The sequence below is a fragment of the Scopulibacillus cellulosilyticus genome (assembly GCF_042665295.1).
GTDB lineage: Bacteria > Bacillota > Bacilli > Bacillales > Sporolactobacillaceae > Scopulibacillus_A > Scopulibacillus_A cellulosilyticus.
The window spans coordinates 17887-35240 of sequence record NZ_JBHTCO010000011.1; the positions used below are offsets into that span (position 1 = coordinate 17887).

Annotated in this window: 21 protein-coding genes, 1 pseudogene and 1 other annotated feature; of the genes and pseudogenes, 19 read left to right on the top strand and 3 right to left on the bottom strand. The window is 38.4% G+C overall.

The features are described 5' to 3' along the window. Positions 1–49 precede the first annotated feature (49 nt). The 7 genes from ACFQRG_RS09485 (at position 50) to ACFQRG_RS09515 (ending at position 4895) form a co-directional block, all read left to right on the top strand. On the top strand, positions 50–1243 hold the full coding sequence (locus tag ACFQRG_RS09485) for a ribonuclease E/G (RefSeq protein ID WP_380965656.1): 1194 nt from the start codon (positions 50–52) through the stop codon (positions 1241–1243). Between the two features lie 48 nt (positions 1244–1291). Beyond that, positions 1292–1411 (top strand) — a sequence feature (ribosomal protein L21 leader region). 12 nt (positions 1412–1423) lie between these two features. Then, on the top strand, positions 1424–1732 hold the full coding sequence (gene rplU, locus ACFQRG_RS09490) for a 50S ribosomal protein L21 (protein ID WP_380965658.1): 309 nt from the start codon (positions 1424–1426) through the stop codon (positions 1730–1732). Positions 1733–1741: 9 nt separating this feature from the next. After that, positions 1742–2080 carry a ribosomal-processing cysteine protease Prp gene (locus ACFQRG_RS09495; RefSeq protein ID WP_380965659.1) on the top strand — a complete coding sequence of 113 codons (339 nt, stop codon included), beginning with the start codon at positions 1742–1744 and terminating at the stop codon, positions 2078–2080. A gap of 5 nt (positions 2081–2085) precedes the next feature. Then, on the top strand, positions 2086–2376 hold the full coding sequence (gene rpmA, locus ACFQRG_RS09500) for a 50S ribosomal protein L27 (protein WP_380965660.1): 291 nt from the start codon (positions 2086–2088) through the stop codon (positions 2374–2376). A gap of 203 nt (positions 2377–2579) precedes the next feature. Next, positions 2580–3116 carry a Spo0B C-terminal domain-containing protein gene (locus ACFQRG_RS09505; protein ID WP_380965661.1) on the top strand — a complete coding sequence of 179 codons (537 nt, stop codon included), beginning with the start codon at positions 2580–2582 and terminating at the stop codon, positions 3114–3116. 18 nt (positions 3117–3134) lie between these two features. Then, positions 3135–4424 (top strand): GTPase ObgE, encoded by a 1290-nt coding sequence (gene obgE, locus ACFQRG_RS09510; protein ID WP_380965662.1) that lies wholly within the window; start codon positions 3135–3137, stop codon positions 4422–4424. Positions 4425–4445: 21 nt separating this feature from the next. Next, entirely contained in the window at positions 4446–4895 is a 450-nt protein-coding gene (locus ACFQRG_RS09515; protein ID WP_380965663.1) for an ACT domain-containing protein, read from the top strand. On the opposite strand, the gene ACFQRG_RS09520 is transcribed toward ACFQRG_RS09515, so the two are convergent. Further along, positions 4890–5414, bottom strand: coding sequence for a transcription repressor NadR (locus ACFQRG_RS09520; protein WP_380965664.1), 525 nt, complete (start codon positions 5412–5414; stop codon positions 4890–4892). The genes ACFQRG_RS09515 and ACFQRG_RS09520 overlap by 6 nt on opposite strands. A 213-nt stretch (positions 5415–5627) precedes the next feature. Here ACFQRG_RS09520 and ACFQRG_RS09525 point away from each other — a divergent pair. The 11 genes and pseudogenes from ACFQRG_RS09525 to yajC form a co-directional block, all read left to right on the top strand. Beyond that, positions 5628–5849 (top strand): annotated as a pseudogene (locus ACFQRG_RS09525) (LysM peptidoglycan-binding domain-containing protein); the annotation flags it as partial. 80 nt (positions 5850–5929) lie between these two features. Beyond that, on the top strand, positions 5930–7300 hold the full coding sequence (locus ACFQRG_RS09530) for a hypothetical protein (protein ID WP_380965665.1): 1371 nt from the start codon (positions 5930–5932) through the stop codon (positions 7298–7300). A 203-nt stretch (positions 7301–7503) separates the two neighbouring features. Then, entirely contained in the window at positions 7504–8085 is a 582-nt protein-coding gene (locus tag ACFQRG_RS09535) for a YhcN/YlaJ family sporulation lipoprotein (protein ID WP_380965666.1), read from the top strand. Between the two features lie 103 nt (positions 8086–8188). Continuing rightward, the gene (locus tag ACFQRG_RS09540) at positions 8189–8914 is read left to right on the top strand and encodes a YebC/PmpR family DNA-binding transcriptional regulator (protein WP_380965668.1); all 726 of its coding nucleotides are present in this window, start codon (positions 8189–8191) and stop codon (positions 8912–8914) included. Between the two features lie 76 nt (positions 8915–8990). Continuing rightward, positions 8991–9536 (top strand): BofC C-terminal domain-containing protein, encoded by a 546-nt coding sequence (locus ACFQRG_RS09545; protein ID WP_380965669.1) that lies wholly within the window; start codon positions 8991–8993, stop codon positions 9534–9536. 191 nt (positions 9537–9727) lie between these two features. Further along, complete coding sequence (gene ruvA / locus ACFQRG_RS09550; RefSeq protein WP_380965670.1) at positions 9728–10321, top strand: Holliday junction branch migration protein RuvA; 594 nt, start codon at positions 9728–9730, stop codon at positions 10319–10321. 16 nt (positions 10322–10337) lie between these two features. Further along, positions 10338–11339 carry a Holliday junction branch migration DNA helicase RuvB gene (gene ruvB, locus ACFQRG_RS09555; RefSeq protein ID WP_380965671.1) on the top strand — a complete coding sequence of 334 codons (1002 nt, stop codon included), beginning with the start codon at positions 10338–10340 and terminating at the stop codon, positions 11337–11339. Continuing rightward, positions 11339–11539: a DUF2905 domain-containing protein gene (locus ACFQRG_RS09560; RefSeq protein ID WP_380965672.1), complete on the top strand. Its 201-nt coding sequence runs from the start codon at positions 11339–11341 to the stop codon at positions 11537–11539. The genes ruvB and ACFQRG_RS09560 overlap by 1 nt, the downstream gene beginning before the upstream one ends. Before the next feature lie 65 nt (positions 11540–11604). Next, the gene (gene queA, locus ACFQRG_RS09565) at positions 11605–12651 is read left to right on the top strand and encodes a tRNA preQ1(34) S-adenosylmethionine ribosyltransferase-isomerase QueA (protein WP_380965673.1); all 1047 of its coding nucleotides are present in this window, start codon (positions 11605–11607) and stop codon (positions 12649–12651) included. After that, complete coding sequence (gene tgt, locus ACFQRG_RS09570; RefSeq protein ID WP_380965674.1) at positions 12648–13787, top strand: tRNA guanosine(34) transglycosylase Tgt; 1140 nt, start codon at positions 12648–12650, stop codon at positions 13785–13787. Before queA ends, tgt begins: the two co-directional genes overlap by 4 nt. A gap of 83 nt (positions 13788–13870) precedes the next feature. After that, the gene (gene yajC / locus ACFQRG_RS09575) at positions 13871–14203 is read left to right on the top strand and encodes a preprotein translocase subunit YajC (RefSeq protein WP_380965675.1); all 333 of its coding nucleotides are present in this window, start codon (positions 13871–13873) and stop codon (positions 14201–14203) included. Positions 14204–14234: 31 nt separating this feature from the next. On the opposite strand, the gene ACFQRG_RS09580 is transcribed toward yajC, so the two are convergent. Next, positions 14235–14612 carry a TIGR04086 family membrane protein gene (locus ACFQRG_RS09580; RefSeq protein WP_380965677.1) on the bottom strand — a complete coding sequence of 126 codons (378 nt, stop codon included), beginning with the start codon at positions 14610–14612 and terminating at the stop codon, positions 14235–14237. 336 nt (positions 14613–14948) lie between these two features. Here ACFQRG_RS09580 and ACFQRG_RS09585 point away from each other — a divergent pair, with 336 nt between their 5' ends. Further along, on the top strand, positions 14949–15605 hold the full coding sequence (locus ACFQRG_RS09585) for a YetF domain-containing protein (protein WP_380965679.1): 657 nt from the start codon (positions 14949–14951) through the stop codon (positions 15603–15605). 34 nt (positions 15606–15639) lie between these two features. Here the strand turns inward: ACFQRG_RS09585 and spoVB are convergent, their stop codons facing one another. Continuing rightward, a complete protein-coding gene (spoVB, locus tag ACFQRG_RS09590) occupies positions 15640–17193 on the bottom strand; it encodes a stage V sporulation protein B (RefSeq protein ID WP_380965680.1) in 1554 nt (517 codons plus the stop codon). Positions 17194–17354 lie beyond the last annotated feature (161 nt).

Genomic DNA, 17354 nt, shown 5'->3' on the forward strand with positions numbered 1-17354 from the left:
TTCTTCCGATTTAATACAATAAGAACATCCATATCGGAGGTTCGTTCCCATGGCTAAATTAATTATAGATTCCAAGCAGCACCCGGAGCGTGCTGCTTTAGTTAGTGATAAGGAAATATTGGCCTTCTATATTTCAAGGGGAGATCAATTTCCTGTAATAGGCAATATATATATAGGAAGCGTGACGAAAGTTAATAACGGCCTTCAAGGCGTGTTTGTTGACTTTGGCGGAGACAAACATGGCTTTCTGCATAAACACGACATTCTCGGATTTAACGATGAAAATTCATCTCAAGTGCCGCTGAGTGAGCTGGTACATCACGGAGATAAAGTTATTGTGCAGGTAGTCAAAGAACAAACTGAACGAAAAGGCGCTAAATTAACACAGTATATTCAACTTTCAAATGCCCAAATGGTTTATTTGCCATATAGCGGTTATGTTGCTGTGTCCAAAAAAATACCTGAAGATTTAAAAGAAAAATTACGATATCAAGTATCTGAATGGTGTTCTAATCAAGAAGGCGCTATTATAAGAACTGAGGCTAAAAACTATTCATTGCCGGAATTGCAGAAGGCTTTTTTTGAGCTTAAAGATTTATGGAAGGATTTATTGGAGAAGGCTGGCCAATCAGCCCGGCGAGGTGTACCTTTATTTACATATCATCATTTTGTCAACCGAGTGTTAAATGAAAACATTAGACTTGGCATTGATGAAGTGATTATTAATAAAAAATTAAATGAATCAATATTAAATGAAATCAACGAGAAAACTAACCATAAAATTCCTATCACCTTCAATTCATCTGCTAATCTGTTCGAGCTGTATCATATCGAAGGAGCTTTTAAAAAAGCATTAAAAAGAAAAATTTATTTGAATTCAGGTGCTTTTATCGTTATAGACTACACCGAATCCATGACGGCTGTTGACGTAAATGCTGGCCGCTTTACCGGTGACAATTGGGAAGATACGGCCTTTAGGGTTAATATGGAAGCGGCTGATGAAATCGTTCGTCAAATAAGGCTTAGACAAATTGGCGGGATCATCATCATTGATTTTATAAACATGAAGAATGAACACCATCAAGCAGCTTTATTAGACAAATTGAAATCTCAATTTAAATATGAGAAAGATACAACTCAAGTGTTAGGGTATACAAAGCTTGGTCTCATGGAAATTTCAAGAAAGAAAAGCTGGTATGGATTACAAGAAGCTGTTATGGATAATTTGTTTAAGAGCAATTGACAGAACGTTTTTCACTATGGTATGATTTTAACGTTAGTTTTTTTGGGGCACCCGCTCCAACCGCTCAAAATAGGTCGTAAAGTACTTTACAGCAGATGTTCGATAGAGGATAACTTCTTCTTAACATCTCTTAATGTGCTGCCTGTGATGGCGAGTCTGAGAAATTAGGGAGGTGCGATTATGTACGCAATTATTGAAACTGGTGGAAAACAGCTTAAAGTAGAAGAAGGCCAAGCATTGTATATCGAAAAATTGCAAGCTGAGCCGGGTGAAACAGTAACATTCGATAAAGTTCTTTTCGTTGGCGGCGACAGCGTAAAAGTTGGACAGCCAACTGTTGAAGGTGCTACAGTTACTGCAAAGGTTGAAGAACACGGCCGCGGTAAAAAAGTTGTTGTGTTTAAATTTAAGCGCAGAAAAAATTACCGTCGTAAGCAAGGTCATCGTCAACCATTCACTAAAGTGACAATCGAAAAAATCAATGCATAGGTTTTTTCTATGATTAAAGTAGATGTTCGGCGGGACCAAGAGGGATACATTCATACTTTAACAATTAAAGGTCATGCGGATGCCGGTCCGCACGGATACGATCTTATTTGTGCCGGTGTGTCTGCTGTTTCTTTTGGTTCATTGAACGCCATACAATCGTTAACTGGTCTTGAACTTGATATAAAACAAGGCGACCGGGGCGGCTTTCTCCGCTGTGACGTTCCTCTGAATATAGATACGGAATGTCAAGAGAAGGTTCAGTTATTACTTGAAGGTATGATCGTTTCTTTAAGGACGATCGAAGCCTCATATGGTGAACATATTCAGATTGAAGATCATGGGAGGTGACATGAATGCTAAGACTTGATATTCAATTCTTTTCCTCGAAAAAAGGTGTAGGCAGTACTAAAAACGGCCGTGATTCCATTGCAAAACGTCTGGGCGCGAAGCGTGCTGACGGTCAATTTGTAACAGGCGGTTCCATTCTTTACCGTCAACGCGGTACAAAGGTATATCCTGGAACTAACGTAGGCCGCGGTGGAGACGATACACTATTTGCTAAAATCGACGGCGTTGTTAAGTACGAACGTGTTGGCCGTGACCGTAAGCAAGTCAGTGTATACCCTGTTGCCAAAGAAGCTTAATAGTATAAGTATAAATAACAAAAAGCTTATAACTAAATGAAGAAAAAAAGCAGCGGATAACGTCCGCTGCTTTTTTTCATAAGAAATTTCGTGTGGATTATATTACCTATACAGCCAATGCTCTTTGATTTTCTGATATAATTGAACAAAGCATATTGGAATGGTTAAATTGTAAGCCTTAAAGTGAGCATGGGAGCTATATTATGATAAATGAAACAGAACTTATCGAACTGTTAAGGAACGAGCGGCATGAATGGTTAAATGAATTACAGCTGATTAAAGCTTACCTTTCATTAAACCGCCTCGAAGAAATTGAAAATGTTATTGAACGCATTATAATGAAATCGAAAAACGAAGCACAGCTTTCTAACTTAAATATCCCCAGGTGTGCGGCGTTATTATTAACATATAACTCGTATTCACATTTGCTAAAACTTGAATTTGAAGTCATCGGCAAAGGTTTTAAGTTAAATCAATATGATGAGGAACTTACAAATTTGCTAATGCGATGGCTTGATATTTTTGAGAGCTATGCAGCAAAAACAGTTGAAAATGAGGTTACTGTTACTCTTGATATTAAAGAAACTTCAGCGGTATTAATTTTTGATTTCATTGGTTCATTAACAGATCATAGGCACCTGGCTGAGGTTTTACAAACAGACAAACTGCATCAATCGTTTCATTTAGTTGAACAATATATTAACGAGACAGAGGCATTTATAGAATTGCAAATTACTTAATATTTGAGGTGGATTAGTGTGTTTGTTGATCGAGTAGATATTTACGTAAAGGGCGGCGATGGCGGTAATGGCATGGTTGCCTTTAGACGGGAAAAATATATCCCTAACGGCGGTCCTGCCGGCGGCGACGGCGGCAGCGGTGCAAATGTTGTTTTTCAAGTTGATGAAGGATTGAGGACTTTAATGGATTTCCGTTATCAGCGGCATTTTAAAGCGATGCGCGGTGAAAACGGAGGCTCCAAAAATCAACACGGAAAAAACGCAAAAGATATGATTGTTAAAGTACCGCCTGGAACGATTGTGATGGATAAAGCCACTGAACGCATCATTGCGGACTTAACTGAGCAAGGACAAACAGCAATTATTGCCAGGGGCGGCCGGGGCGGCCGCGGAAATACGCGATTTGCGACACCGGCCAATCCGGCGCCGCACTTATCCGAAAACGGTGAACCGGGTGAGGAGCGGGAAGTGAGATTAGAGCTCAAGTTGTTGGCTGATGCAGGTTTAGTTGGATTTCCGAGCGTTGGTAAATCGACGTTGTTGTCAGTTGTTTCAGCCGCCAAACCAAAAGTTGCTGCGTATCATTTTACTACGATTAAACCTAATTTAGGTGTTGTTTCACTCGATGATACGAGAAGCTTTGTTATCGCTGACCTGCCCGGTTTGATTGAAGGGGCAAGCCAGGGGGCGGGACTTGGACACCAGTTTTTACGTCATATTGAAAGAACTCGGGTCATTATTCATGTCATTGATATGGCTGGAACTGAAGGCCGTGATCCTTATGACGATTATCTGAAAATTAATGATGAATTAAAGCATTACCAAATGAGGTTGTTAGAACGTCCTCAGGTTATTGCTGCAAACAAAATGGATATGCCGGGAGCGGAAGAAAATTTAAAGAAATTCAAGGAAAAGGTAAGTGAAGATCTTCTAATTTATCCAATCTCTGCCTTAACTAAAGAAGGTTTGCGGGATTTGATCTATGCAGTTGCTGATTTGATCGAAAAAACACCGACATTTCCTATCCATGATGTTGATAATGAAGAGGAAACAGAACGGGTTGTTTATAAGTTTGAAGAAGAGGAGAAGCCATTTGAAATTAACCGTGACGATGACGGCGTATTTGTAATTAGCGGTCCAAGGATTGAAAAGTTATTCAAAATGACTGACTTCACTCAAGATGAATCTGTCAGACGTTTTGCAAGGCAAATGCGTGGTATGGGAATTGATGAGGCACTCAGGAAACGGGGAATTGAAGATGGCGATACAGTTAGAATTTTAGACTTTGAATTTGAGTTCGTTGATTAGAGCTCGTAACAGGAGGCTCATATGAAGAGAAGTCAACAATTCTTTTTGGTTCGCGAAGATGTTCTTTCTGAGTCAATGCTGAAAGTTTTAAAAGCTAAAACATTGTTAGAACGCGGTAAAGCTGAAAATGTTACAGAAGCAGTGAAAAAGGTTGGACTGAGCCGAAGCGCTTTTTATAAATATCGAGATGGTATTTTCCCGTTTCATAAGGTGGTAAAGGAAAATATTGTGACCCTTTTATTCCATTTGGAAGACCGAAGGGGCACACTGACTAAACTATTGGATATTGTTGCAAAAGCGGGATGTAATGTTTTAACGATTCACCAAACGATTCCATTGCAAGGCAGGGCTAATGTGACTCTGTCAATTGATACAAGCGGTATGGTTATTGATATTAATCAATTGCTTGATAACTTCAAAAAATTAGAAGCTGTTGATCAAGTCGATATGATCGGTTCAGGCGGGCTATAGCAAATAGCCTGCCTTTTTTAATGATGCGAAAGCCCCGTCAAGCATTTCTTCTGAGTCTGCTTCGATTGTATGCAGATGCGGACCTCCGGTAAGGGAAAATAGAAAAGAAGCATTTGCCTGCTGGATTTTTTCAATAAAACTTTTAACATCTTTACGGTTTTTAATCATTAAGGATGCTGTAATTTCCCCGTATATAGGATGATCAACAATAACATTTTTAACTGTTACACCGTGGTCAACAATAATATTTAATTCATTTTCTGTTTCTTCTCTTGAATGCCGGCATGCAATAATACGGCTAACCGTCTTTCGTTCACTAATATATATATATCCTTGAGCTGTTGCGATAATAGGGTAATTCTTCGCCTTAAGCAATGAAATATCTTGAACAATAACTTGTCTGCTGACATGTGTTAGATTGGCTAGTTCGCTTCCTGTAATTGGAACCGGACTTTCCTTTAATTGTCTAAGTATAAGTGAACGCCTTGCCTCACCAAGAACCTTTTTTTGATTTGTCATAATGACACTCCATTTAATTTCATGACATTTTAATTTTTTTTAGAATACATCATTTATTATATCGAAAAAAATCTTTTTATGATATAACAGCCTCTTGAAAGGATTTTTATACTTTAAAGTTTTATCTTGTCCTCTTTTTTGAAATAAAAAAATGTGGCAATTAGCCCAGACCGGCCATATAATGTAATACACGCGTGCAGGAGGGGTTAGAACGTGAAAATTTATGTTGTTCAAAAAGGCGATACGCTGTACGAAATTGCTCAGAAGCACGGCATTCCATTAGAAGAAGTAAAAAAGATGAATCCTCAACTGAGTAATCCGGATAAAATCATGCCCGGAATGAAGATTAAAGTACCTACAGGATATAAACCTGTTAAGAAAAAAGAAGAACCGATTTCAAAAAAGGAGATGCCTATAAAAAAAGAAGAGCCTAAAGTTANAAAAAAGAAAAACCTATTTTTCATGAAAAAAAAGAAATGCCTAAAAAAGAAATACCTAATACAGAGAATCCGGTAATGAATAAACAATTAAAGAAAACAGCGCCTATCTATCCAATGATGGATAATGAAAATAATTGGAATCCAAATGTAAACAATAATGCAAATCCGAAGGTAAATCCTAATCCAAATGCGAACACAAACCCGAATATAAATGCAAATCCAAATCCAAACGTAAACCCGAATATAAATCCTCATTCAGATGAAATTCATCACATTAATATTAATGAATCAAACATTGAACCGAAATCTAACAATAAACCGAAAGAAAATATCCATGAGATACCTATTATAGAAAATGAATTGCCAAATATGATACATCCAAAAGAGATCAATGAGATGCCAAATTATCATCCAAGTATGAACAGTATGCCGTTGTGGGAATGGGAATCAAAAAAGAAAATTAATGATAAAAAACCGGTATTAAATAAACCATTGGAAGATCCATGGGCTATAACAAAGGAAGAAAATTATTATCATAAATTTGATAACTCAAATTTATGGGAAGATCCCTATTTAAAGGAAACAACTTGGCATGGTACACATATAATGCCTGAAATGAATACATGGCAAAATCCAAATGTTATGCCGGAGGTAAATCAATGGCATGGGGCAAATGTGAATCCGGAAATGAACACGTGGTATAACGCAAATAATATGACACAGTCAAATATGTGGCATGAAGCCAATGTAAATCCGGAAATGAACGCATGGCAGGACGCGAACATTATGCCAGAGTCAAGTGTGTGGCATGAAGCTAATGTAAATCCGGAAATGAACACTTGGCATGACGTAAATAATATGACACAGTCAAATATGTGGCATGAAGCCAATGTGAATCCAGAGATAAATCCATGGCATGGATCTCATGTTAATCCGGAAATAAATCCATGGTATCAAGCCAATGTTATGCATGAATCTAATGTATGGCATGGAGCTAATATAAATCCGGAAATAAATACTTGGTATGATACAAATTATATGATGTCTCATTATCCATCCGCCTCTCATTATCCAATGCACAGCGGTTATGGGGAGTCAGGTTACGGTTATTATGGGCAGCAAATGTCACATCAGATAAATGCTTATCCTAATCAAGAATATTATTATCAATACCAAAGTTTTCCGCCGCAAGCGGACTGTGGCTGCGACCAACAGCCAAATATGAATATGTATTATCAGCCTTCTCCTGAAGCATTTTATTACGATCCGGGGGTTCCGCCAACACCGCCGACACCACCAACACCGCCTGTCTCATCGGCAAACAGGGAGGAAAATAATAATAATCAGCAAGAAGAGGAAATTAATCAACGCTGGGACAGCTACGCTAATTATCAGCAACCGCCATACCTGCCCCAATTTCCGACTTCAAATAAAAAGGATGAGTGACGATTATTTTAAATCGTCTGCTCATCTTTTTTTTTGTTCGTTTTTTTTACGAATAATTATCATTAATTGTGACAATCTATTCGGATGATTAACTATATATACTTAACCGAAAAAAACATCAAAATTTAACAATAGCACCTTCAACTAACAGTTTAAGTATTACCCTCTTCAGACATCATATTAGAGAAAGGGGGTTTATTATTTTGAAGAAAACAATTTTAACTTTATCCACTGCGTTAATGTTCAGCGGTGCGCTTGTTGGCTGTGCGGCCAATAATGCTGCCGGTCCTAATCCTAATAGGAATAACAATATGCGTAATGTCGGTTATTATACTAACCCGGCGCGCAACAACGTCAATAATTATCCTTATGTAGCAGATCGTACTCGTAATGATGATTATGGCATTAATGATCGAGATATGAGATACGCTAATCAGAACAACACAGCTACGAAGATTGCCAAAAAAGTAAGCCGAATCAATGGTGTTGAAGATGCTCATGTGTTGGTTAGAGGCAATACTGTCATAGTTGGTGTTAACGCTACTAAAGGAAGTTTAAAAAATCCTGATTTCATTAATGACGTAACAAAAACTGCACAACAATACGCACCGGGTAAAGATGTTCGCGTTACTACAGATAGAAATATCGTTAAAAGAATTCAAAATGTTAACTACCGTCTAAGAACCGGCGGTACTTGGAATGAAGTAAGCTCAGATGTAACAGGAATTATTAATGATCTGGGCAATGCGGCTAAACGTCCGTTCCAAAATAATGTCAGACGTTAAATAAATGGCTAAAGGGCAAGGGATATCAGATATCCTTGTCCTTTTTTTTGTTTTAATTTATGGTATAGTAAAATGTAGTAGCAATAAAGAGAGGAGAATCATTATGGCTGGACATTCAAAGTGGAAAAATATACAGCACCGCAAAAATGCCCAAGATGCAAAACGCGGTAAAATATTTATGAAATTAGCAAAGGATATTTTTACAGCTGCAAAAAATGGCGGCGGAGATCCTGATACAAACAATGCGCTAAGAACTGTTATTGAAAAAGCTAAAGCGGCTAATATGCCTAACGATAATATAACACGTGCCATTAAAAAAGCGACGGGAAATCTTGATGGCGTCACATATGAAGAAATCACATATGAAGGATACGGACCGGGCGGGACAGCGGTGATGGTCGAAGTATTAACAGACAATAAAAACCGTTCAGCATCGGAAATTCGCCATGCGTTTTCTAAGCACGGAGGAAACTTGGGCGAGTCGGGCTGTGTCGCCTATATGTTTGATAAAAAAGGCGTTATTACTATAGAAGCGGCTGATGAAATTGACGAGGAATCATTGATGCTGGATGCCATTGAAGCAGGCGCTGAAGAAATGGAAAATGAAGAAGGGGCTTTTATCATATTGACTCAACCTGAAGATTTTACACAAGTAAGGGAAACATTGGAAAGCCAGGGTTATAAGATTGAAGATGCTGAAGTCACAATGATTCCAAAGACCACCACTTCATTATCCGGCGGAGATCTTGAAAAAATGATGAAACTTATTGACGCTTTGGAAGAAAACGACGACGTACAGGACATCTATCATAATTTGAATGAAGAATAATTTGTCAATACGAATGTTAAGCCTCTTATTTGGGAAATAATAATGTTATTAAATTTCTAAATAAGAGGTGATTTGTTTGATCAAGCTCTTATTTTCTTTACTTTTTACAAGTGGTCTTTTCTTTTTTGATCTAAATGGAAATTACAGTCATTTAGCACAGGCTGAACAAAGTAAAAGTAACATGACGCACCTGCAAAAGACCCCGGTTGTTGTTTATGTCCATCTAAAAAAGGACTACCTGGATGGTATTTCTATTGAGAGAACGGTGGAAGAACATCCATTATCTTTGAAAGATATTTTTTTGTCTTACCAAGATTGGCAATTAGTAAAACAAACGAATGACAATATTTACTTTGAAAAAAGAGTGAATGATATTTCCCCTGTAGCTAAAACTGTAGGTATTTTTGGTTTAACAAATGATCGAACTTTGACTATTTTCGAAGGAAATCCCGACAAAAATCAAATCATTCAAACTTTCTTTCAGATTGATACAAAAGCTTTAGAGGCAAATGAAGTTAAAGATCTTAATAAAGGAATTCCTGTTCGCAACAAAAAGCATTTCCAACAGGTAATGAATGCTTTAGCCAAATATGCGGAAAAGCATTCTTCTGGACATTCTTGAAAAGGAATGTCCATTTTCTCTTACGTTAAAAGCATAAATTGGCTGCTTTAGATGTCAATTTGACGCAGAGGCCAATTTAAGGTCTTAAGTATAAGTGCATTGTCTATTCTAAGCAGCTTATCCTATCATTTTTATTAAATATATGTTATGATGAACGTTGAGTAATTTTTATATTTGAAGGAGAAACCGTATTGATCGATTATATAAAAGGGACCGTTCAACATATCTCAAGCGAGTATATGGTTATTGAAAACAACGGTATCGGCTATCAAATAATTTGTCCTAATCCGTTTGCTTACCAGCAGCATATGGGGCAAGAGATGGTGATTTATACATATCAGTATGTAAGAGAAGATATTATAGCGTTATATGGATTTAAATCAAGGGAAGAACGAGCGTTATTTATTCATCTTTTAAGTGTCTCGGGGATTGGTCCAAAAGGAGGTTTGGCGATCCTCGCTTCAGGGCAGCCTGAGAATGTGATACAAGCGATTGAAGATGAAAATGAGCAATATTTAATCAAATTTCCCGGCATAGGCAAGAAGACAGCGAGACAAATCATATTAGATTTAAAAGGAAAGTTTAAAGATCAATTTGGCTTGTTTGCACCTGTTATGGAAGATTCTTTAGGATCTAACGGAGCGCTTGAAGAGGCGCTTGAAGCCTTGAAGGCGCTTGGTTATTCTGAGAGAGAAATTAAAAGAATAGTGCCTAAGTTAGAAAATAAAAACTTAACGGCAGAGAAATACATTAAAGAAGCTTTAGGGTTGATGCTAAAGAGTTAAGGAGGCCAATTTAGCGATGGAAGAGCGAATGGTTTCAGGTGAATCGATCCCTGAAGAAGAATTGATAGAAAGATCGATTCGACCGCAAAAACTCGTCGATTATATTGGTCAGGAGCAGGTTAAAGATAATCTGTCTATTTTTATAAAGGCGGCAAAACAGCGGCATGAACCATTAGATCATGTTTTGCTGTACGGACCTCCGGGATTAGGAAAAACAACGCTGTCAATAATTATTGCTAATGAGATGGGGGTCAATATCCGGACAACCTCAGGCCCTGCTATTGAAAGGCCGGGTGATTTAGCTGCTATTTTAACAGCTTTAGAACCGGGGGATGTTTTGTTTATAGATGAGATCCACCGGTTAAACCGCCATGTTGAAGAAGTTCTTTACCCGGCTATGGAAGACTTTTGCCTCGATATAGTGCTTGGAAAAGGTGATACGGCACACTCGGTCCGTATTGATTTGCCTCCTTTTACATTGATTGGGGCAACAACACGTGCAGGGTATTTATCGCCGCCATTACGGGATCGCTTCGGCGTCATCAGCCGTCTGCAATTTTATACGACTGATGAACTTTCACTCATTGTAAAAAGGACTGCACATATTTTGCAGACAGAGATTGAAGAAGAAGCGGCTTATGAAATTGCCAAAAGATCAAGAGGGACACCGAGGATTGCCAATCGGTTGCTTAGAAGAATCCGTGACTTTGCTCAGGTTACAAATGATGGGATAATTGATCATTTTTTAACTAGGGAGTCTTTGCTTCGTCTGCAAGTTGATGAAAGGGGCTTGGATCATATAGACCATCAGCTTTTAAAGTCTATTATTGAAAAGTTTAATGGCGGGCCGGTAGGTCTTGACACGATTGCTGCTACAATAGGTGAAGAGAGACATACTATTGAAGATGTCTATGAACCTTATTTGCTTCAAATCGGGTTTTTGCAAAGGACGCCAAGAGGCCGGATGGTAACAGAGGCTGTTTATAAACATTTTAATATAGAAGGGCCTTATAAGTAATGACCGGTTTTGGCAAACTGATGATGACGATTGGTATTGTGTTGTTCTTAGTGGGATTCATTTGGCAATTCATTGGAAAACTTCCGGGTGACATTGTTTTTAAAAAAGGGAATACCACCTTTTACTTCCCAATTATCACTTGCCTTCTGATTAGTATTGTTCTATCTCTTATCTTTTATATTATTAACAGATTTCGCTAATAATGCGTGTTCAAAAAGGAGGACTTTTTGAACAATTTAATACATTAAGTAAAGGTGAGAATTTCATGGATGTATCAATATTTGATTTCGATTTACCAGAAGAACTGATTGCTCAAACTCCATTAAAAGACCGGGCAGCATCGAGACTGATGGTTCTTAATCCTAATCGGAAAACGATCGAACACCGGCATTTTTCGGACATTGTTGATTACCTTAATCCAGGTGATTGTTTAGTATTAAATGACACAAAGGTATTACCGGCCCGGCTATTTGGCGAGAAGTCAGATACTGGGGCTAAAATTGAAATTTTATTACTGAAGCAATTAGAAGGAAACACTTGGGAATGTCTCGTTAAACCCGCCAAACGTGTAAAAAAAGGGGCAGCTTTACAATTTGGCAATGGCAAGCTGCAAGCGGTTTGTACAAAAGAGTTAGACGAAGGACGAAGAGAACTAACTTTTAAATACGAAGGCATTTTCCACGAGGTACTTGATGAATTAGGAAAAATGCCGCTTCCGCCTTATATTAAAGAGCAATTAGATGACCAGGACAGGTATCAAACCGTTTATGCTAAGCACAGCGGGTCGGCTGCTGCACCGACTGCAGGACTCCATTTTACAAACGAACTGTTAGAAAAGCTTAAGGAAAAAGGTATCTCTATTGCCTTTATTACGCTTCATGTTGGCTTGGGAACATTTCGCCCTGTAAAGGCGGAACAGATCGAAGAGCATACTATGCACGCAGAGTTCTACCAAATGTCAAAACAAACAGCTGAACTTTTGAATCATACAAAAAGCCGAGGCGGGCGTATCATTGCTGTTGGAACAACTGTTATCCGTACATTAGAGACAATTGCCGCTAAATTTAACGGTGAACTGAAAGAAGCATCCGGTTGGACAGATATATTTATTTACCCGGGATTTGAATATAAGGCAATTGATGGAATGATCACTAATTTTCACTTGCCGAAGTCCACTTTAATTATGCTTGTCAGCGCATTTTCCGGACGTGAATTTATTTTAGATGCTTATAGAGAAGCTGTTCAGGAACGTTACCGTTTCTTCAGTTTCGGAGATGCGATGTTCATAACAGAGGGGATTAAGACAACATGACTGCTGTAACGTATGAATTAATTAAGGTATGCAAACAATCCGGGGCAAGGCTCGGTAAGCTTAATACACCCCATGGAACATTTGAAACGCCCATGTTTATGCCTGTTGGAACATTAGCAACGGTTAAAACGATCAGTCCGGAAGAACTGAAAGAAATGGGCGCAGGTGTCATTCTCAGCAACACATATCATCTTTGGCTTCGTCCGGGTGAAGATATCGTACGTGCGGCAGGGGGCCTCCATCAATTTATGAACTGGGATCAAGGGATTTTAACAGATTCCGGCGGGTTTCAAGTGTTCAGCTTGAGTGACCTGAGAGACATTACCGAAGAAGGTGTTCACTTTCGTAACCATTTAAATGGCGAAAAGTTATTTTTAACCCCTGAAAAGTCAATTGCGATACAAAATGCTTTAGGATCAGATATTATGATGGCATTTGATGAATGTCCGCCGTACCCCGCTTCATATGATTATATGAAGGCTTCCGTTGAACGGACAAGCCGTTGGGCTGAAAGATGTCTAAAAGCAAATAAAAAGCCGGAAACTCAATCCTTGTTTGGCATTGTCCAAGGCGGCGAATTCGAAGAACTGCGGAGACAATCAGCTCGTGAGCTGACGTCATTAGATTTTCCTGGTTATGCTGTCGGCGGTTTGTCAGTAGGTGAGCCGAAAGACATAATGAATGAAGTTTTAACCTATACAACACCGCTGTTGCCTGATAATAAACCCAGGTACCTTATGGGGGTTGGGTCACCTGATTCTCTTATTGACGGGGCAATCAGGGGGATTGATATGTTCGATTGTGTACTGCCGACACGAATTGCCCGAAATGGCACATGCATGACATCCAACGGCAGGCTTGTGATCAGAAATGCTAAATATGCCCGTGATTTTGGACCGATTGACGAAAATTGTGACTGTCATGTATGTAAAACATATTCAAGGGCATACATCAGACATTTGGTAAAGGCAAATGAAACATTTGGATTTAGACTTACATCTTACCATAATCTTTATTTTTTGATAAAATTGATGGAGTGTGTAAGACAAGCTATTCGTGAAGATCGCTTGCTCGATTATAGAGAAGCTTTCTTTGAGCAATATGGCTTTAATAAGCCAAATGCAAGAAACTTTTAAGCGGATGTTCAAAAAGGACCGGGAACAAGAGCAGCCTATTTGAACACAAGCTTTAATATTGATTTTATAAAGGAGGGTTGAGAATGAGCAGCAGTTTTTTAACGACAATTGGTCCGTTGATTATCTTTTTTGTGATTTTCTATTTCTTGCTCATAAGACCGCAGCAAAAGCGTCAAAAGAAAACGCGCGAAATGCAAACTAGTCTGCAAAAGGGCGATAAAATCGTAACAATTGGCGGGATACATGGTACTGTAGACGCTATTGACGATGAAAAAGTTACGATCAAATGCCATAATACAACTAAGATTACTTTTGATCGTGCGGCGGTAAGGGACATTTACCAAAAGAAACAAACCCATGAGCCGAAAGAACAAAAAGCAGCTAACGAAAAAGAAGAAAAAGCTAAAGAAGAATAAAAGAAACGTGCTTCATTATGAGGCACGTTTTTTAATGTTTTTTAACAAAGATGTTAACGCCAATGGCACCGCCGAATGCTGCAATGACTATATTTCCGGCATATAACAAATATTGTCCTGACGAGATACCGCTGTTATAACCGAGAAACTGAATAAGCAGTATTAACAGAGAGTATAAAATACCCGTTGTGCCTCCGATAAACAGTCCTTTTTCCTTCAACTTGGTTCCGGCTGTGATACCGGCAATGAATAAAGCGACGAATGAGGTAATCATAGGCAGCAGGCCGACTGAAGACTCCGTCATAGAGGTGAGTCTTAATAATGTTGCTAAAACAAAGGTAACAACTAAAATAATGAAAAGTGCTGTTACAATTCCGTAACAGGCGGCGGTGAGCATTCGTTTAGTCATGGTGTTCCCCCTTTTCATCCCGGTGCAACCGTCCGTAAGTCTCCCGCCTCAAAACTTTAGTTTAAGCGCTGAAGTATAGGCGGAAGTTAACGAACGCTAACACCCCGATTTGTTCAACTAACCATCAGTTGGGATAAAGAAATCCCCCACTGATGGAAGTTTCACTTTATAAGCTGTTTATTTATGCTTATTCACGCTTGGACAGGAATAGAATTGAATTAACAAACAAAGTGACTTTTTGGTATTTTTTTATTAAATCATTTTCTAATAAGACATCATTTTTCCTCTTTGCTCTGCTCATACTAAGAATGGGTTACATAGAAAGGGGATTTCTTGATGGCTACTGTTATCTTAAGGACCATTTTTTTATATATTGTTATTTTAGTGACCTTTCGTATGATGGGGAAGCGGGAAATTGGGCAATTAAGCATTGTTGATTTCGTTGTGTCCATTATGATCGCTGAATTAGCTGTCATTTCAATTGAAGATCCCAATAAACCGTTGTTTGTTATGATAGTTCCTATATTATTATTACTGCTTATACAAATGCTCCTTTCTGCTTTATCATTAAAAAGCAAGGCATTACGAGAACTCTTCGATGGAAAGCCGGCGACTATCATTAAAGAAGGGAAAATTGATGAACACGAGATGCGGAAACAGCGTTATAACTTTGATGACCTCCTGACTCAGTTAAGAGAACAAAATATTAAGAATATAACTGATGTAGAATTTGGTGTCCTTGAGCCTAATGGGAAGTTGTCTGTTTTAAAAAAATCAGATTATGAAAACAATGATGAAAAAATTTCCGCCATGAGCTTTCCGCTTATTTTAGACGGAAAAGTTCAGAAACAAAACTTAGAGAAAATTAATCAAACACCATTATGGTTAAGACAACAATTAAGAAATTTAGGTTTCCGTGATGTTAAACAAATTTCTTACTGTGTTTTAGATGATGATGGCACTTTTTATATAGACATAAAAGATGAACGGTAAAACACCGGGCAATTAAAATATTGGCCGGTGTTTACTATACCACCCATTTTCCGATAATAGGGAAACTTGATAGTTCCTCTTTCTTTAAAAGACGGGTTGCGCGAATAACAATGAAGTAGAAAATAACGGTAATGACAATTAACGTCATTGTGCGGGGTAAAAGCCCCCAATCCAATAGAAAGTGCTTCATTAAGAAATTAGCGAAACATCCGGTAATGATAATAGAGAAAATCCCTTTAACATAATCCTTTAAAACAAGTGAAAATCCTACCTTTTTTATAACCGTCGCTAAGTGAAGAAGCGTGACGAGAACGACGCTTGCAACAAATCCTAAAGCTGCTCCTATAATTCCCAGTTCGGGGCGGGAGGCAAGCGCAAATATAGTCAGAAGTTTAACTGCAGCGCCTATAAAGCTGTTAATCAATGCAGCATTAGCAAGGTCAAGAGCTTGAAGTACCGCCTGAAGCGGACCTTGGAAATAAAATAGAAAAAAGAATGGCCCCATAACATAAATATAGACAGCCGAACCCGGTGAATGATACATCAAGGTCATTAATGGTTCCGCGAAAACATAAGAAACAACAATTGAGATGCCTCCGGTAATCATAGCGATTTTTAAAGCTTGGTTCAGCCTGTAGTGGATCGTTTCAATATTATGAGTTGCCTGGGCCTCGCTGATCGTTGGGACCAGTGATGTTTGCAGAGCAAATGTAATAAAGCTTGGCAAAATTAACAACGGAATAGCAAAACCTTCAAGTTCCCCGTATTGTTTTGTTGCTACAATGGTAGAGACACCAGCCAAATACAGACTGTGAGAAATAATAATAGGTTCCAAAAAATATGAAATTGAGCCAATCAGCCGGCTGCCTGTTGTCGGTAAAGCAATATTCATCAATTGTTTAAAGGTTTGCTTGCCATTATGCAAAAATCCCCAAAAGTCTTTTCGAATCTTAACCCTTTTTCTTCTCTTAAACATCGAAATCATATATAAAAGGGAAATAAATTCACCAATCACACCGGAAATCATTGTCCCGCCGGCTGCATATTCAATACCGTATGGCAAAAGCGTCGTTGTTAAAAAGGCTACCAATGAAATCCGAACAACTTGTTCTATCACTTGAGAGTATGCATAAGGCTTCATGTCTTGCAGGCCTTGAAAGTATCCGCGCAGTACCGAAGCAACAGCAACAATTGGTACAATCGGTGCTATAGCAAGAAGCGGATAAATCGTTCTCGGATCGGTAAATACAGTTTTAGCTAAAAGCGGTGCCAGTATCACCATAACGGCTGTAAAAATAATGCTTAGGATGCCAACGGTTAAAAAAGAAACCGTTAATATTTTTTTTATTTTTTTCCGGTCATTAAGCGCATCAGCTTCAGCGACCATTTTTGAAATAGCTACCGGCAATCCTAATTGGGTTAATGTTACTGTAAGCATAAGCGTTGGATAGGCCATCATGTAAAGGCCGATGCCTTCTTCGCCGATAATCCTTGCAACAACCATTTTATTAACAAAACCAAGGATTTTAGTAATCATTCCTGCAATAATTAATATAAAAGTTCCTTTAAGAAAAGATTGTTTTGTCATAAATAAGCCCGCCTTTTTTAAGGGTTTTTCTCCTTTTTAAGGAACGCCCCGTATGAATAGGTATCTTAGCCTTGCTAAATGCACGATGGTTTGTCCTTTGCAGTCAAATACTCTTCTCTCTGATACTTGATAACATGTATATGCCTATAGGTGGACAAAGC

What these genes read in the sequence shown, in the direction of transcription:
- ruvB (WP_380965671.1), top strand. Translation starts at nt 10,338, where the DNA reads ATGGAAGAGCGAATGGTTTCAGGTGAATCGATCCCTGAAGAAGAATTG.
- ACFQRG_RS09515 (WP_380965663.1), top strand. Translation starts at nt 4,446, where the DNA reads ATGAAGAGAAGTCAACAATTCTTTTTGGTTCGCGAAGATGTTCTTTCT.
- rpmA (WP_380965660.1), top strand. Translation starts at nt 2,086, where the DNA reads ATGCTAAGACTTGATATTCAATTCTTTTCCTCGAAAAAAGGTGTAGGC.
- rplU (WP_380965658.1), top strand. Translation starts at nt 1,424, where the DNA reads ATGTACGCAATTATTGAAACTGGTGGAAAACAGCTTAAAGTAGAAGAA.
- tgt (WP_380965674.1), top strand. Translation starts at nt 12,648, where the DNA reads ATGACTGCTGTAACGTATGAATTAATTAAGGTATGCAAACAATCCGGG.
- ACFQRG_RS09560 (WP_380965672.1), top strand. Translation starts at nt 11,339, where the DNA reads ATGACCGGTTTTGGCAAACTGATGATGACGATTGGTATTGTGTTGTTC.
- ACFQRG_RS09505 (WP_380965661.1), top strand. Translation starts at nt 2,580, where the DNA reads ATGATAAATGAAACAGAACTTATCGAACTGTTAAGGAACGAGCGGCAT.
- ACFQRG_RS09580 (WP_380965677.1), bottom strand. Translation starts at nt 14,612, where the DNA reads ATGACTAAACGAATGCTCACCGCCGCCTGTTACGGAATTGTAACAGCA.
- spoVB (WP_380965680.1), bottom strand. Translation starts at nt 17,193, where the DNA reads ATGACAAAACAATCTTTTCTTAAAGGAACTTTTATATTAATTATTGCA.
- queA (WP_380965673.1), top strand. Translation starts at nt 11,605, where the DNA reads ATGGATGTATCAATATTTGATTTCGATTTACCAGAAGAACTGATTGCT.
- ACFQRG_RS09520 (WP_380965664.1), bottom strand. Translation starts at nt 5,414, where the DNA reads ATGACAAATCAAAAAAAGGTTCTTGGTGAGGCAAGGCGTTCACTTATA.
- yajC (WP_380965675.1), top strand. Translation starts at nt 13,871, where the DNA reads ATGAGCAGCAGTTTTTTAACGACAATTGGTCCGTTGATTATCTTTTTT.
- ACFQRG_RS09585 (WP_380965679.1), top strand. Translation starts at nt 14,949, where the DNA reads ATGGCTACTGTTATCTTAAGGACCATTTTTTTATATATTGTTATTTTA.
- ACFQRG_RS09530 (WP_380965665.1), top strand. Translation starts at nt 5,930, where the DNA reads ATGAATAAACAATTAAAGAAAACAGCGCCTATCTATCCAATGATGGAT.
- ACFQRG_RS09485 (WP_380965656.1), top strand. Translation starts at nt 50, where the DNA reads ATGGCTAAATTAATTATAGATTCCAAGCAGCACCCGGAGCGTGCTGCT.
- ACFQRG_RS09540 (WP_380965668.1), top strand. Translation starts at nt 8,189, where the DNA reads ATGGCTGGACATTCAAAGTGGAAAAATATACAGCACCGCAAAAATGCC.
- ACFQRG_RS09495 (WP_380965659.1), top strand. Translation starts at nt 1,742, where the DNA reads ATGATTAAAGTAGATGTTCGGCGGGACCAAGAGGGATACATTCATACT.